Source organism: Paenarthrobacter sp. NPDC089988 (assembly GCF_044748465.1).
Classification (GTDB): domain Bacteria; phylum Actinomycetota; class Actinomycetes; order Actinomycetales; family Micrococcaceae; genus Arthrobacter.
Genome location: NZ_JBIVGD010000006.1, coordinates 119,051 through 134,265 on the forward strand (window position 1 = coordinate 119,051; position 15,215 = coordinate 134,265).

Sequence of the window (15,215 nt, forward strand, 5' to 3'; positions counted from 1 at the left end):
ATGAAGAAGGGAGCCTGGCTGCCATATGCCCTTGTCGCCATTTCGAGTGCGGCGTTGACCGCGGTCTGCATCTTGGGGACGACTGCCAACGTTCCGCCGTCGACCCTGAGCGTGGCGCATGAGGCGACAGTTGCCGCCGTCGTAATGAGCGAATACCGGGACGAACGAACAGTGGCTGCCGAGATCGACGCTGCCCAGCCAGTGGAAGCGTCACTCGGCCTTTCCGGTACCGTGACTGCGTCGGCGTGCGTTGCCGGTGGCGGGATTGAATCAGGCCATGTGGTCGCTTCGCTGAGTGGGCGTCCGGTGCTGGGCCTGCATTCGGGGGTGCCTTTCTACCGGGACATTGGACCTGGAACCAAAGGCGATGACGTGGACGCGCTTCGTCAGCAACTCAGGTCCATGGGCTTTGATGTGCAGGACAAGGGCGCATATAGCGCTGACCTGAACACGGCAATCTACAAGATCCAGACGGACTTCGCGTTGAAAAATCGTGACGGAATTCTGCATCAGGACGAGACACTTTGGCTACCTGCGGACAACGTTCGTGTGAAATCCTGCGATGCGCTGCTTGGTTCCCAATACCTTCCAGGTTCCCCGTTTCTCACCATCGTGGGGTCGGTGAGCAGCCTGCGTGTTGTCTTTCCTCCGGACCAGCCGCCGGCCGCGGGTGCCAGGACCGTGACGTTCGGCAATGTGTCTGCACCCGTAACTGCCGACGGAACGGTTTCAGATCCGGCATTGATGGCTGAGGTGTCGCGGAGTCCCGAATTCGCTGAATCGCAATCTGGTAGCGCTCCAAAGCCACTCAGCATCAAGACGGCGCTGAGTTCGCCGTTGGTAGTCGCCAAAGTTCCGGTCGCAGGGGTTTTCGGTGCCCGGAACAGCAGCGCATGTGTCAAGTCACCGGATGGGATCACCTTTCGTATCACAATTGCCGGTTCAAGTGCTGGTTCTGTACTCGCTACCTTTGAGAAGGACGCTCCGAAGGAGATTCTCTTGGGCTCAGGCATCGGGAACAAGGAATGCGCCTAAACGCCCGTGCAGGAGCCGCCAGTGATATTCCGCGGGTGGCGCTGAGGGGCGTAGGGCATGGCTTCGCAATAGACCACTATCTCTTTCGGCATCTGGACATTGAAATCACATCGGACTTGGTCACCGGAATCTGCGGCCCGTCCGGGTCTGGGAAATCGACTCTTCTGTCCGTCATTGCCGGATGGGAGAACCCCAAGGAAGGAACCGTGGAGCGGACAGGGATTTCCTCTGTCCGCTGGGTCTTCCAGAATCCTCTGGGCGTCCCACAACGAACTGCGCTCGAACATGTCGCCTTGCCGTATCTTGCCTCGGGGCTGAGTCTCGATCATAGCGAGGAGTTGGCCCTCCAGCGGCTGATGGAATTCGAACTTCGAGCAAGTGCGCACAAACGATTTTCCCAGCTCTCGGGCGGTGAAGCGCAGCGATTGATGCTCGCACGGGCGGTTGCCGGGGATCCCGACCTCATACTGGTCGATGAACCGACGGCCCAACTTGATCGGGCAACGGCTGCCACTGTCAATGGCGTTCTCGGCAGTCTGGCTCAAAGCGGGGCGGTGGTCATCGTAGCAAGCCACGATCCGGACACCCTTGCCTCGTGTGGAGAGGTTCTGGACTTGTCAACGGTGAGTCGAGAGGATGCTCGCCCATGATGCGCCCGGAAACCGTCTTTCACGAGGCCTGGCGCAATGTTCAAAGTGGCGCGTCCAAAGCCAGTTGGCTTGCCTTGGCACTCATTCTTGCCATCGCCCTGACGTCTTCGACCGAAGTTTTGACGGTCTCGGCACTGGACAGGCAAGCCCGCGACTATTACGCCTCTGGGGCATCTATACGAGTCCTCAAAACCGAGGGCACGGTGGACCCGCAACGATGCGAGGCACTGGCCAAGACCACGGGCGTGCAGTCGGCCGGAGCCTTAAAGGCGGCATCTCCGATCCATATCTCAAGCCTTCCCGGAATCACCACGCCGTCATTCGAAACGACGATCGGGCTCCAAGCCGTCCTTGGCCTGGACACCACTCTGGACCAAGGCGTGCTTATCTCCGAACCGCTCGCCAAGCGTTGGCGGGTTCGCTCCGGAGAATCGGTAGAAACCGACCGGGGTCCAATGAACATCGCGGCAGTCTTTCCCTACTCTGACAGCGATGGTCGCGACAGCCGTCTCGCTAACGCGGTGCTCATTCCGACGTTGGGCGAAGGCTCATTTGATGAATGCTGGGCCGACGTGTGGCCTTCAACTGCGGCGTTTGATTCTCTCCTGCGAGGCTCCCAACTCGCGGTGACCAGAGAAAATGTGGCAATCGTTTCAACGCTTAATCCCACGCTCGGCCTCGTGTTTACGGGTGCTGACGAATACCAAAACCGCCTCACACGGTATGCACCCCTTGCCTCCGGTGCGCTCGGACTCGTCATTTCGTTGCTGGGAGGACGCCGTCGGCGACTTGAGTACGCGTCCTCGCGACATGCCGGCGTGGCAAGGGCTGACCTCACGCTCATCGCACTGGTCGAGTCTGCCATTTGGGCCGGGGTCAGCAGCTCAATCGCCACGGCCCTCGTCCTAGTGATGGCCCGTTTCGCCGCACCTAACGTTGCGGATCCCCTTTACTGCCAGCTCGTCATCATTGGAGCAGCAGGCTTCTTGGGTGCCACAACCGGTGGACTTCTGGCTGCTGCATCCAGCCGTGAATCCCGCCTCTTCACGTACTTCAAAGAACGAAACTAGGCAGCCATACCGTTCACCGCAGCACAACCGCCGCTCGTCGCACCACGGCTGACCATCCGGTAGCTTCCGCCACGCACGGGGAACCTTCATTGCTAGCGTGCCCGTGACGCCCGGCTGTGCCCTAACGGAGCCACGGCAGCAAGAAGGTTCTCAAGGAGGAGACATGAACGCCATCCCGGAACAAGAACTCGAAAGGGAGCTGGACCCCACATTGCCGCCGCCGGCCGTGGATGAGTCCCGGCGGGAAAAGGAAGAGCGGAAGTGGACCCCGGCCAAAATCGCCCTTTGGGTGGCCATTGCCCTGCTCGGCGGGGTGGCTTGGGTAATGCTGGCGCTGGTCCGTGGCGAGACGGTCAACGCCATCTGGTTTGTCTTTGCTGCCGTGTGTACCTACTTGATTGGTTACCGCTTCTATTCCAAGGTCATCGAGCGGTACCTCCTCAAGCCTGATGACCGGCGGGCAACCCCTGCCGAGTACAAGGCTGATGGCAAGGACTATGTCCGCACCGACCGGAACGTCCTGTTCGGCCACCACTTCGCTGCCATTGCCGGTGCAGGTCCGCTGGTTGGTCCGGTCATTGCTGCACAGATGGGGTACCTCCCCGGCACTATCTGGATCATCATCGGCGTCGTACTTGCCGGTGCGGTGCAGGACTATCTGGTGATGTTCTTCTCGATGAGGCGAGGCGGCCGGTCCCTCGGCCAGATGGCCCGTGAGGAACTTGGCGCTATTGGCGGCACAGCCGCCTTGGTCGCCACCCTGCTGATCATGATCATCATCGTGGCCATCCTCGCGCTGGTGGTGGTCAACGCCCTGGGCGAGAGCCCGTGGGGTGTCTTCTCGGTAGGCATGACCATTCCGATCGCGCTCTTCATGGGCGTCTACCTGCGGTACCTGCGGCCGGGCAAGGTCATGGAGGTCTCGATCATCGGCTTTGTGTTGCTGATGGCCGCGATCATCGGCGGCGGTGCCGTGGCCGGAACGGAATGGGGCGCAGCCTTCTTCCACCTGGATAAGGTGACCATCGCCTGGGGCCTCATCATCTACGGCTTCATCGCGGCGATCCTGCCCGTCTGGCTGCTGCTCGCGCCGCGTGACTACCTCTCGACGTTCATGAAAGTCGGCGTCATTGTGATGCTCGCCCTTGCCATCATCGTGGTGCGTCCGGAAATCAACGTTCCGGCCTTCAGCGAGTTCGCCGGCCGAGAGAACGGCCCGGTTTTCTCCGGAGCGTTGTTCCCCTTCCTGTTCGTGACCATCGCGTGCGGTGCCCTGTCCGGATTCCACGCATTGATCTCCTCCGGCACCACTCCGAAGCTCATCGAGAAGGAACGGCAGACCCGTTTCATTGGCTATGGTGGCATGCTCATGGAGTCCTTTGTGGCCATCATGGCGCTGGTGGCGGCCATCTCGATCGACCGTGGCATCTACTTCGCCATGAACGCACCCCTCGCCCTGACCGGCGGCACGGTGGAGTCCGCGGCCCAATGGGTGAACAGCCTGGGCCTGGCCAACGTCAACATCACCCCGGACGTCTTGGCGCAGACCGCCAAGGACGTGGGGGAGGAGAGCATCATTTCCCGTTCGGGCGGCGCTCCCACCCTGGCTGTTGGCCTGGCGCACATCATGCAGCAATTCATCGGCGGCCCCGGCATGATGGCCTTCTGGTACCACTTCGCCATCATGTTCGAGGCACTGTTCATCCTGACTGCGGTCGACGCCGGCACCCGGGTTGCGCGCTTCATGCTGCAGGACTCGATCGGCAACTTCGTTCCCAAGTTCAAGGAAGCCTCGTGGCGGCCGGGGGCCTGGCTGTGTACGGCGATAATGGTTGCTGCGTGGGGAGCCGTGCTGCTCATGGGCGTCACTGACCCGCTGGGCGGCATCAACACACTGTTCCCGCTGTTCGGTATTGCCAACCAGTTGCTCGCTGCCATCGCCTTGGCCGTGTGCATGGCCATTGCTGCGAAGCGGGGGGTGTTCAAGTGGCTCTGGATCGTCGCGGTCCCGCTGGCGTTTGCCGCCGTCGTGACCATCACGGCAAGCTTCTTCAAGATCTTCTCGCCCGTTCCGGCGGTGGGCTACTTTGCCAACAATGCCGCTTTCAGCAAGGCCTTGGCGGACGGAAAGACCTCGTTCGGGACGGCCAAAACGGTTGAGGCCATGGAAGCGGTGGTCCGCAACACCATGATCCAGGGCGTGCTCTCGGTGATCTTCGTCGTCTTGAGCATCATCGTGATCATCACGGCTGTCATTTCCACAGTCCGGGCCTTCCGTGCCGGTGGCGGGCAGGACCACGAGGATCCGGCGGTGCCGTCACGGGTATTCGCGCCGGCCGGACTGATCCCGACGGCGGCGGAGAAGGAACTGCTTGCCGAGTGGGAGTCCCTGCCGGCGGACAAGCGACCCGTGAGTGCAGGGCACCACTAGTGGGAGCCCTGGCAACAGGTTTTCGTGGATTCGCCGGATACATGCGGGGTCTGATGGGGGCCGATGCCTACCAGAAGTATTTGGAGCACTTCACGTCCTCCGGCCACGAAGGTCCCGCCATGACTGAGCGCGACTTTTGGCGGGACCGCATGGACCGGCAGGACAGCAACCCGCAAGGGCGCTGCTGCTGAGGCTACCGGGAGTTTCGCTACGAACGAAGTCCAAAATCCGGTCTTGGCCGCGGGCTTGCGGGAACCACGTGAGAGTATGAAACGCATGAGCGATCTGAACGACATTCAGCCCACGGATGAGGCTTCGGACGACCAACCCGTGGAGGGTACTCCAGTGGAAGGCACAGCCTTGAACGGCGCTGACCAGCGGGCAGCGGAGGCGCCGGACCCGGCCGAGGACAGGCCCAAGGGCACCAACCTTCAGGAGCTCGTGGATGAGCCGGCCAAGGTGATGCGGATCGGAACGATGATCCGGCAGCTTCTTGAGGAAGTGAAGAGCGCACCGCTTGATGACGCTGCACGTGGTCGCCTGGCAGAAATCCATGAACGTTCCATCAAGGAACTGGAAGACGGCCTGGCGCCGGAACTCATTGAAGAGCTGGAGCGCATCAGCTTGCCGTTCCCGGAGGAGAAGGCGCCTTCGGACGCGGAACTTCGCATCGCCCAGGCACAGTTGGTGGGTTGGCTCGAGGGTCTGTTCCACGGCATCCAGGCTGCCATCGCTGCCCAGCAGGCTGCCCGTGACCACGCAGCAGCCCAGCACCAGTTGCGCCAACTTCCGCCCGGAACGGTGATCGCGCCCGGCATTGTGATCGGCGAGAACGGCCAACCCCAGCGGGCCAAGGCGCCGGGCGGGCCCGGCATTGTGTCGCCCGGCCAGTCAGATGACCCCGATCACGGCCCGGGCCAGTACCTCTGAGCCTGGCCGTGGGTTTCTTTGGGGCCGTCCGGCAGGGACGGAAAGACGATCTTGAGCTTGGCAAGGGGCTGTGGCGCCGCGCCCATGACCGCTTCCACCGTGGCTTGGACCGGTATCACCAGGTTCTGGAAGGCGTTGACGACGAGGAGTTGTACAACGAGCTGGTGCAGATCGCCAACGAGCTTGCAGACTTGCTCCCCCGCGTTCGGGTGATCTGCGTAGAGGCGCAAAAACGCGCCCCCAGCGACGGCCTCGACGTGCCAGGTTCCCTTGCCGGCGTCCACCGTGCACTGTCCAAGGCCGGCAATTCGCTGGCCACGACGGCAGAGGCCGCGGCCATGCTGCGGCTGGCCGTTGGTCCTGTCCCGGTGGGCGCGCTGTCCGTACGGCGCCGGGCCGAGTCTGTTTTTGAACAGGTCGCCGACGCCGAGCGCCTCCTTTCGTACTGACTGAAGGCCAATGGACTGAAGACCGCCCGGATAAGTGTGCAGCGTATGCAACTACCAGCGTGCGCGTTTATTCCACTGACGCAATAAGTTAAGCGGATAGCTGATCTGCGTAATATTTGGTGCTTTGAGCAACTTCATGCTGGCAGGATTGCAGACATGACTTCCTCACCAACGCTTACGTTCAACGACGGCAACACCATTCCCCAGCTCGGCTACGGGGTATGGCAGGTTGAAGACGATGTAGCCGAAAAGGTGGTCCGCCAGGCATTCGAGGCCGGCTTCCGCCACATCGACACCGCCAAGATCTACGGCAACGAATCCGGCGTTGGCCGCGCCATTGCCTCCTCCGGCCTCTCCGCGGAGGAAATCTTCATCACCACCAAGCTGTGGAACGCCGACCAGGGCTACGAGGCAACGCTGGAGGCCTTCGAGAAGTCCTTGGACCGCCTCGGCATCGAAACGCTGGACCTGTACCTGATCCACTGGCAGCAGCCCAAGCAGGACAAGTACGTGGACACCTGGAAGGCCCTGATCGAGCTGAAGAAGCGCGGCCGCGTCAAGTCCATCGGTGTCTCCAACTTCACCACCGAAGGCTTGCAGCGCATCATCGATGAGACCGGCGTTGTCCCGGCGATCAACCAGATTGAACTGCACCCCTTCTTCAACCAGTCCGAGCTGCGTGCCTTCAACGCTTCCAAGGGCATCCTCACCCAGGCCTGGTCCCCGCTGGGCCAGGGCGGCGAGCTGTTGGAGAACCCCACTGTGGCTGAGATCGCGGCCAAGCACCAGGCCACGCCCGCCCAGGTGGTCATCGCCTGGCACCTGGCCATCGGCAACGTCGTCATCCCCAAGTCCGTCACGGAATCCCGCATCCAGGAGAACTTCGCGGCCCTGTCCGTGAAGCTGGACGATGCCGACGTCGAGGCCATCAACGGCCTGGATCGCGGCGCCGAAGGCCGCATTGGCCCGGACCCGGCGGTTTCCGACTTCGCCTAGTCCCGGCACACAAGTGCCCCGCGCCCGGTTGGGTGCGGGGCACTCGTCGTTAAGGCAGCGCTCGTTGCTAGAACACCGCTCGTTAGGGCACGACGGCGGGTGGCCGGGTGCCACGGTCAGGCAGCGCTTGCGCCTTCGCCACCTGCGCCGGAGGCAGCCGGCTGTGGTTCCGCGCCCGAGGACGGATGAGCCGCCACGTTCGCGGCATGCTCAGCCAGGATGCCTGTCTGGTGCCGGATCTTCAGGCGGTAGAGAAGGGCCCCACCCACGGTGACGGCAGCCACGAAGATCACTCCGCCCCACTGCAGGTACCACTCGAAAGGCGGCACGGAGTTGTAGATCTCCTGCCGTGGCCAGATCAAGTTGATGGTCATGCCACCGCCCCACAGCACGGCGAGGATGTTCACCGGCAGGCCCCACTTCCCCAGGGAGAAACCGGACTCGGAGCCGGGTGCGTCCGCGATCGGCCACTTCTTCAGGAACCGCTTGCGCAGCAGCGGAACCGTGACCAGGAGGTACGACAGGTAGATCAGCACAATGCTGATGCTGGACAGGATGGTGAAGATGGCCGGCTGCATCACGTTGATGAGCAGCGGAATCACGGCCAGCACGCCGATCACGATAGCTGCCACAGTTGGGGTCCGGCGTACCGGGTCCACCTTGCTGAGCTGGCGGCTGAACGGGAGGTTGTTGTCCCGGGCCATGGCGAACATCATGCGGATCGCGGCGGCATGGACGGCCAGCGTACAGACCACCACGGCGACTACGATGCACACCAGGAACGCTTTGCCGAAGGGTCCGCCGAGGACACTGAGCACAATGTGCTGGAGCCCGCCGTCGGCTGCGCCCACCTTGGGGTCGGTGAGGTCCGGTGCTGCCAGGATGCCAAACAACAGGATCAATCCGCCCAGCAGGAAGGACGCCGTGACCGCCCGGATGATCGCTTTCGGTGCCGTCTTCTTGGGGTCCTTGGTCTCCTCGCCCAAGGAACTGGCGGTGTCGAACCCGTACATGACGTAACCGGAGGCCATGGCACCGATCAGGAAGACGCCGAAAAAGCCCAGGTCATGGCCTTCGCCGAAACCTGCCGTGTCGAAGAAGACTTCCGGACCGCGGACCACATGCCAGCCGAGCGCCAGGATCAGCAGCACCGCGGCAATCAGCTCCACGAAAACGCCGATGCTGTTGATTCGCGTCATGAGCTTGACGCCGAACGCGTTGATCAGCGTGGAGATGGTGATCATGATCGTCGCCAGAACCACACCGTTCATGGCGAAATCAAAGGGTCCGGTGCCGTCGCCCACAAACTGGAAGCCGGACCAAAGTTGGGGCAGGGTGATCTGCAACGCCAATGCTACAGAACCCAAGGCCATGATGGAGGACAACATCAGCAGCCAACCTGCCAGCCAGGACGGGGTCCCGGAAGAAAGCCGCTTGGCCCAGTTGTAGACCGACCCGGCCACCGGATAGCGGCCGGCAAGCTCGGCGAAGCAGAGGGCAACCATGAGTTGGCCTACGAAGACGATGGGCCAGGACCAGGCGTAAGCCGGTCCGGCCATGGAAAAGCCGAAATAGAACAGCTGGAAAACACCGGTAAGGATGGAGATATAGCTGACACCGGCCGCGAAACTGGCGAATTTGCCGATGCTGCGGTCCAGGGTCTGCGTGTAGCCAAATTCGTCCATGCCGCTTGAATCATTACTCTTGATGGGTTCCATGGTGGACTCCTAATCAGGAAAGCAAGATGGGATCGGCCGCCCTGGGGCGCGGCGAATCGAAGTTTTGCTGTGGTGGTTGTGCCCGGCAGGAACAGCCCAGCCGGGCTTGGCGCTTAGGCATACGAAGGCGAGAAATCCTCCTCTTCCCGTTCGAGGGCTGCGCCGTTGGCGTGAAGACGGCCGGACCGGATCAGATCGGCACACCGCTCGCCGACCATCATGACGGTGATGTTGGGGTTGACGGTGACGTGTTCGGGCATGACGGACGCATCGGCGACCCGGAGGCCGGTGACCCCCTTGACCCGCAACTCGGGATCCAAAGGTGACATGTCGTCGTCGTACGCTCCCATACGGACCGTGCCCACCGGGTGGTACACGGTGTTGTGGGTCTTGCGGATGTAATCCCGCAATTCCTCGTCCGTCTGCGCGTCGATGCCGGGCGAGAGCTCCCTGCCAGTCCATTCAGCCATTGCGGGCTGCGCGGCGATCTCCCGGGCCTTGCGGATGCCCGCAACCATCACACGCATGTCGTGGCCTTCGGGGTCCGTGAAGTAGCGCGGGTCCACCATGGGCTTGTCGCGGAAGTCCCTGCTGCGCAGGCGAACCGTGCCGCGGGAACGGGCGTGGGTGACGTTCGGGGTGAGGCTGAAGCCGTTTTCCGTGGTGGGGTAGCCGTGGCGCAGGGTGTTCATGTCGAACGGGACCGAGCCGTAGTGCATCATGAGGTCCGGACGGTCCAGGCCTTCTTCGGTTGGAGTGAAGATGCCGATTTCCCACCACTGGGTGGAGGTCTGCACCATGGGCTGCTTGGCCTCGTATTGCACCAGGCCTTCGGGGTGGTCCTGCAGGTTTTCGCCAACTCCGGGAGAGTCGACCAAGGCCTCGATGCCGTGCTCCGCGAGATGTGCGGCCGGGCCAATGCCGGAAAGCATGAGCAGCTTGGGGGAGTCGATGGCTCCCGTGGAGAGGATCACTTCCTGGCGCGCTGCCAGCCGGTGGGTGCGGCCGAACGCCGAATCAACAACGTCGACGCCGGTGCAACGCTTGTCCGCGTCGAACACCAGTTGGCGGGCCCGCAGGCCGGTCAGCAGAGTGAAGTTGGGGCGCTCGATGATGGGATGGATGTAGGACACCGAACTGGAGGACCGGGTGCCGTCCGAGCGGCGGTTGATTTGGAAGAAGTTGGCTCCGTTGACCACCGTGGTGCCTGTGTTGAACTTCGCCCGGGGAATGCCTGCCTGCTCGCAGGCATCCAGCAGTGCGACTCCGGAAGGATCTGCCGGCGGGACGTTCATCAGGTGCACAGGGCCCGAGTCTCCGTGGTGCGGGGAATCAGGACCGGCGTCCTCGTTCGTTTCCAAGCGCTTGTAGAGCGGCCAAGCGGCTTCTGAGTTCCATCCCGTGGCGCCGTACTTCGATTCCCATTCGTCCAGGTCCTCGCGGGGAGCCCAGAACGCGATACAGGAATTGTGGCTGGAGCAGCCGCCCATGACCTTGGCACGGGCGTGCCGCATGAACGAGTTGCCGTTCTCCTGCGGCTCGATGGGGTAGTCCCAGTCATAACCGGATTCCAGCAGCTCCATCCAGCGGTCCAGCTGGAGGATTTCGGGCAGGTTGCGGTCGTCCGGACCCGCCTCGACGAGGGCCACTGTCACGTCCGGATCCTCGCTCAGCCTCGCGGCCACGGCTGCGCCGGCGGACCCGCCACCGATCACGACGTAGTCGAACGTGCGCTCGCCGAGGTTGTCTATGGTGTCGAAGTGCATCTAGTTCTCCTTGCTGTGGTCAGCGAACCAGCCGGTTACCTGGGGGCTGGTGTTCTGGTAGATGTGCTTGGCTTCCTGGTATTCGGCCAGGCCGGTGGGCCCGAGCTCGCGGCCCACTCCGGATTGGCCGAACCCGCCCCATTCGGCCTGGGGGAGGTAGGGGTGGTAGTCGTTGATCCAAACCGTGCCGTGCCGCAGCCGCTTTGCCACGCGTTGTGCCTTGCCGGCATCCTGCGTCCACACGGCACCGGCCAGTCCGTAGATCGTGTCGTTGGCAGTGGCCACGGCCTCGTCCTCCGTCCGGAACGTCTCCACCGTCACTACTGGCCCGAAGGCCTCGTCGGTGACCACGGACATTCCCCGGGTGACGCGGTCCAGGACGGTGGGCTGGTAGTAGAACCCGGCGTCGTACGTTCCGCCTGCAACCGGCGCGCCGCCGGTCCGCAACCGGGCGCCCTCCTGGAGGCCCCGCTGGACGTAGGCGTGGACCTTGTCCCGGTGGGCCGAGGAGATCAGCGGTCCGGTCTCGGCTTCATCGTCGAACGGGCCGCCCAGGCGGATGCTTCCGGCGCGGCGGACCAGCTCATCGACGAAGCGCTCGGCGATCGATTCCTCCACCACCAGCCGGGCACCCGCCGAGCAGACCTGGCCGGAGTGGACGAAGGCGCCGTTGAGGGCATTGTCGACGGCGGCGTCGAAGTCCGCGTCAGCGAAGACCACGTTGGGGTTCTTGCCACCCAGTTCCAGCGCCACTTTCTTGACGGTCGCGGCCGCCGCCGCGGCGATCCGCTTGCCGGTTTCCAGGCCGCCAGTGAAGGAGACGAGGTCGACGGCGGGATGTTCCGAAAGCGGTGCACCCGCCTGGGCGCCGGGTCCCGTCACGAGGTTCGCGACGCCGTCGGGCAGTCCCAGGTCCTGGAGGAGCTGCATGGCGAGGATGCTGGTGGAAGGTGTGAGCTCCGACGGCTTGAGCACGAAGGTGCATCCGGCTGCCAGTGCCGGGGCGATCTTCCACGCGGCCTGCAGGAGGGGGTAGTTCCACGGGGTGATGAGGCCGCACACGCCCACCGGCTCGTAGTCGATCCGGCTGACGACGTCCGCGTTGCCCGCATCCACCAGCCTGCCCGCCTGCTGGCCGGCGATCCTGCCGAAGTACTCGAAGCAGGCGGCGATGTCATCGATGTCGATCCGGCTCTCGATGATCCGCTTGCCGGTGTCCAGCGATTCGGCGCGGGCGAACTTTTCCCGGTGCTCCCTCAGCCCGGCTGCGACCTTCAGGAGGAAGGCGCCGCGCTCCGGTGCGGGTGTGCCCGGCCAGATACCGGAATCGAAGGCCGCACGTGCCGCCTCGATGGCGCGTTCGGCGTCCTCCCTGCCGCCCTCGGATACGGTGGCGACCAGTTCGCCGTCGGCGGGGTTGCGGATTTCGCGGACGGCGCCGGAAGCAGCCGCCTCCCATGAGCCGTTGATGAAAAGCGTTTTTGGCATGGATCTCCCTAGGTATTGGGCCCTGTGTTCAATTTCCGGGCGGGTGTTTCAGGGGCGGAGTTGAGGTTCCGGCGCGGCGTTTTTGGGTACAGCGCAGCTACGCCTTGTAAGGCGCGGGGCTGGCGGGTGGCGCGGGTGCTGTCCGGTGTGTTGAGTTTTGCGGAGTGGTTCAGCGTTGACGACTTTGCAGAGGATTGGAACTGGGCGGGTGGTTCGCCGGCCCGGAGTAGGTGTGTCCTAAGTCATAAAAGAACACTAAACCACTTTGAACGATCGTTCAAGCGTTTTGAGGCGAGATATATCAATACGCGTGTTTGTGACTCTGTCTCGTTAGGAGACTTGTGGCGAGCTACTTGGCGTCGCGCGCCGGGGCGAAGGCGATTTCCTCCGTGCGGGCGATGCTGCGCTGGATGGCGCCTTTGTCTATTCCCAGCAGGGAGGTCAGCCACATGCCGTTTTGAATGACGACGATCTCAGCGGCGCGGTCCCGGCATTCCTCCCAGGAAAGCTCGGGCTTGGCGTTGTTGATTAGGGTTGCCACGCCGTCGAGGTAGCGGTCGAAGGCGGCAGCGTTGATTTCTGCGTAGCCCTCGTCGGCCTGGGCCAGGGCCCAGAGGTGGAGGCGCAGGGAAAGGTAAGGGGTGGTCAGCAGGTCGGGGCCGGCGACCCGGCGGAGGGCCTGGCGGAGTTGATCGGTGGGATCTGCGTCCGGCTTTGTTGCTACGAGGAGAAGGTCGTCCTCATCCACGCGGCGCAGGGCCGCACGGATGAGGCTCGTTTTGTCGTCGTAGTAGTAGTTCACCAGGCCCAGGGCCACTCCGGCTTCGCGGGACACTGCCCGCATGCTCACTCCGGCGATGCCGTGGCGCGAGAGCAGCTCCATGGCTGCGTCGAGAATGCGGGACTGTTTGTCCAGCTGTTCGCCGTTATTCTGCGCACCGTGGTTCAAGGCATTCTTCCCCATGAGGCCACACTATTGCCTGAGTTGGCTGGGGCGCACTTTGGGTCGACGCGGGTGTCACAGGGTGATGGGAGAAGACCGTCGATCAGGCGTCTGAGTCTGTAAAACTCAAAACAACGGCAATAAACTAAACTCTAAATCTTTGGTCCAGTAGGCTGGTGGGTGTGAAGTCCGGACCCCGCGAAGACCTTACGGTATCGCCTTCAGCAATCAGGCTGTTGCTGCTCCTTCGAGGCAGTGAGCCTGACGGGCTTGGCCGCACGGAACAGGTCACGTACATGCTGGAGACAGCCATCGCTATGGGCATCTTGGGCGAGGGGGAGAGGTTGCCGCGGGAGTCTGTCTTTTCCGCGGAACTTGGCATTTCCTCGATCACTCTCAGGCAGGCGTTGAACACCTTGCGTGTGAAGGGTGTGATCACCACCAGCAGGGGCCGCTCGGGTGGCAGTGTTGTCCAAAAGCCCAAGGAACCGACGGCCGAAGAGATTCGCCAGAGGCTGCGCCAGACCAGCACCGAGGATCTGCGGGACATGTGGGATCACTGCGGCGCCGTAGCTGCTGCCTCGGCGAAACTCGCAGCCCAGCGGGCTGATGAGCAGGACATTGAATATTTGGCCGGGCTCGCGGCCCGGTTCGATCAGAGCACTACTGCTCAGGAGCGGCGCCGGGCTGACACGCGCTTCCACGTGACTCTCGGAGTTGCGGCACAGTCAAGCCGCCTGACTGCGGCGATGCTTCAGATACAGGCCGAGTTGTCGAACTTCTTGTGGATCGAGCAGGACGCTGATTCGGCGGTGGCAGAGGCAACACGTGAACACGCGGGCATTCTCCGTTGCATTGCCGAGCATGACCCGGTGGCGGCAGCTGCGGCCGCGGAACTGCACAGCAACAGCGAGATGGAACGCATCATCAAACAGCACCTTCAGATGCTCATGGTGTCCGAGGAGGATGCATGACCGCCGACTCTTTGAACGAGATCCTGCAGCGCACCGCGCTGGCAGTCGCCACCAGTATCGACAGGGTCTTCAGCGAACTTCAGGTTCTCGAAGCGGAACTGGTCGCCACTGCCGCGGACATGCCGGATGCTCTTGAAAGTACCCAGTTCTCTTTCCTTCAGCCGCTCTTCGAAGAACTGCTGGTCAGGAACAGCCCTCTCATAGAGGGGGGTGGGATCGCGTATGCTCCTGGTTCCCTGGGGGACGCCGAGTACTGGTTGGAGTGGTGGCGTATGCAGCCCAACGGCCAGCCGAAATTCATCGGCCACGACCTGAACCCCGGATCCATCCGCTACTACGACTACGCCACCAGAGACTGGTTCAAAGTCCCGGCCGCAGCAGGGCATCCAATCGCCGTAGGCCCGTACATCGACATGGGAGGAATCGACGTCAATACCGTCACCTTGACCGTGCCGGCCCTGACCAGCCATGGAACCCACGTGCTGGGGTGCGACCTGTCGTTGTCCACGCTGGAAGGAATCTTTTTGCGTGCCGTCCGGGCCCCTGAGCCTCCCTTGGCCCTTGTGGGCCGAAACGGACGCATCATCGCCTCGAATTCACCACGCCTGGTGATCGGCACCCGGGCCGCCGTCGATGAAGCAACGGAAACCGTGCTCGTAGCGCCCCAGAAGTACGACGTTCTTCCGTGGACCCTGCTGGTCATGGACCAGCAACAGTAGCCTCCACACCCCCTAACTTTTCCTGACGAAACCAGGGCTGCCAGCG

Annotated in this window: 14 protein-coding genes; 10 read left to right on the forward strand and 4 right to left on the reverse strand. The window is 62.8% G+C overall.

All coding sequences use genetic code 11. From position 1 onward, the window contains the following. The 8 genes from ACIPV6_RS09725 (at position 1) to ACIPV6_RS09760 (ending at position 7,561) form a co-directional block, all read left to right on the forward strand. On the forward strand, positions 1 to 1,035 hold the full coding sequence (locus ACIPV6_RS09725) for a hypothetical protein (protein WP_400270667.1): 1,035 nt from the start codon (positions 1 to 3) through the stop codon (positions 1,033 to 1,035). After that, positions 1,026 to 1,685, forward strand: a complete 660-nt coding sequence (locus tag ACIPV6_RS09730; protein ID WP_400270668.1) for an ATP-binding cassette domain-containing protein — start codon at positions 1,026 to 1,028, stop codon at positions 1,683 to 1,685. Before ACIPV6_RS09725 ends, ACIPV6_RS09730 begins: the two co-directional genes overlap by 10 nt. Then, on the forward strand, positions 1,682 to 2,755 hold the full coding sequence (locus tag ACIPV6_RS09735) for a hypothetical protein (protein ID WP_400270669.1): 1,074 nt from the start codon (positions 1,682 to 1,684) through the stop codon (positions 2,753 to 2,755). Before ACIPV6_RS09730 ends, ACIPV6_RS09735 begins: the two co-directional genes overlap by 4 nt. A 163-nt stretch (positions 2,756 to 2,918) precedes the next feature. Then, positions 2,919 to 5,186 (forward strand): carbon starvation CstA family protein, encoded by a 2,268-nt coding sequence (locus ACIPV6_RS09740; protein WP_400270670.1) that lies wholly within the window; start codon positions 2,919 to 2,921, stop codon positions 5,184 to 5,186. Continuing rightward, complete coding sequence (locus ACIPV6_RS09745; protein WP_400270671.1) at positions 5,186 to 5,377, forward strand: YbdD/YjiX family protein; 192 nt, start codon at positions 5,186 to 5,188, stop codon at positions 5,375 to 5,377. Before ACIPV6_RS09740 ends, ACIPV6_RS09745 begins: the two co-directional genes overlap by 1 nt. A gap of 85 nt (positions 5,378 to 5,462) precedes the next feature. Further along, positions 5,463 to 6,116, forward strand: coding sequence for a bacterial proteasome activator family protein (locus ACIPV6_RS09750; protein ID WP_400270672.1), 654 nt, complete (start codon positions 5,463 to 5,465; stop codon positions 6,114 to 6,116). Positions 6,117 to 6,124: 8 nt separating this feature from the next. Then, positions 6,125 to 6,565, forward strand: a complete 441-nt coding sequence (locus ACIPV6_RS09755) for a hypothetical protein (protein WP_400270673.1) — start codon at positions 6,125 to 6,127, stop codon at positions 6,563 to 6,565. Positions 6,566 to 6,721: 156 nt separating this feature from the next. Beyond that, positions 6,722 to 7,561, forward strand: a complete 840-nt coding sequence (locus tag ACIPV6_RS09760; protein ID WP_400270674.1) for an aldo/keto reductase — start codon at positions 6,722 to 6,724, stop codon at positions 7,559 to 7,561. A 116-nt stretch (positions 7,562 to 7,677) separates the two neighbouring features. Here ACIPV6_RS09760 and ACIPV6_RS09765 read toward each other — a convergent pair whose 3' ends face one another. The 4 genes from ACIPV6_RS09765 to ACIPV6_RS09780 form a co-directional block, all read right to left on the reverse strand. Next, on the reverse strand, positions 7,678 to 9,279 hold the full coding sequence (locus tag ACIPV6_RS09765) for an APC family permease (protein ID WP_400270675.1): 1,602 nt from the start codon (positions 9,277 to 9,279) through the stop codon (positions 7,678 to 7,680). 113 nt (positions 9,280 to 9,392) lie between these two features. After that, the gene (locus ACIPV6_RS09770; protein WP_400270676.1) at positions 9,393 to 11,045 is read right to left on the reverse strand and encodes a GMC family oxidoreductase; all 1,653 of its coding nucleotides are present in this window, start codon (positions 11,043 to 11,045) and stop codon (positions 9,393 to 9,395) included. Then, positions 11,046 to 12,533, reverse strand: coding sequence for an aldehyde dehydrogenase family protein (locus ACIPV6_RS09775; protein WP_400270677.1), 1,488 nt, complete (start codon positions 12,531 to 12,533; stop codon positions 11,046 to 11,048). A 349-nt stretch (positions 12,534 to 12,882) separates the two neighbouring features. Then, complete coding sequence (locus ACIPV6_RS09780) at positions 12,883 to 13,497, reverse strand: TetR/AcrR family transcriptional regulator (protein WP_400270678.1); 615 nt, start codon at positions 13,495 to 13,497, stop codon at positions 12,883 to 12,885. Positions 13,498 to 13,658: 161 nt separating this feature from the next. Here ACIPV6_RS09780 and ACIPV6_RS09785 point away from each other — a divergent pair, with 161 nt between their 5' ends. After that, positions 13,659 to 14,450: a FadR/GntR family transcriptional regulator gene (locus ACIPV6_RS09785; RefSeq protein ID WP_400270679.1), complete on the forward strand. Its 792-nt coding sequence runs from the start codon at positions 13,659 to 13,661 to the stop codon at positions 14,448 to 14,450. Continuing rightward, positions 14,447 to 15,169: a cache domain-containing protein gene (locus ACIPV6_RS09790; protein ID WP_400270680.1), complete on the forward strand. Its 723-nt coding sequence runs from the start codon at positions 14,447 to 14,449 to the stop codon at positions 15,167 to 15,169. The genes ACIPV6_RS09785 and ACIPV6_RS09790 overlap by 4 nt, the downstream gene beginning before the upstream one ends. The last annotated feature ends 46 nt before the right edge of the window (positions 15,170 to 15,215 follow it).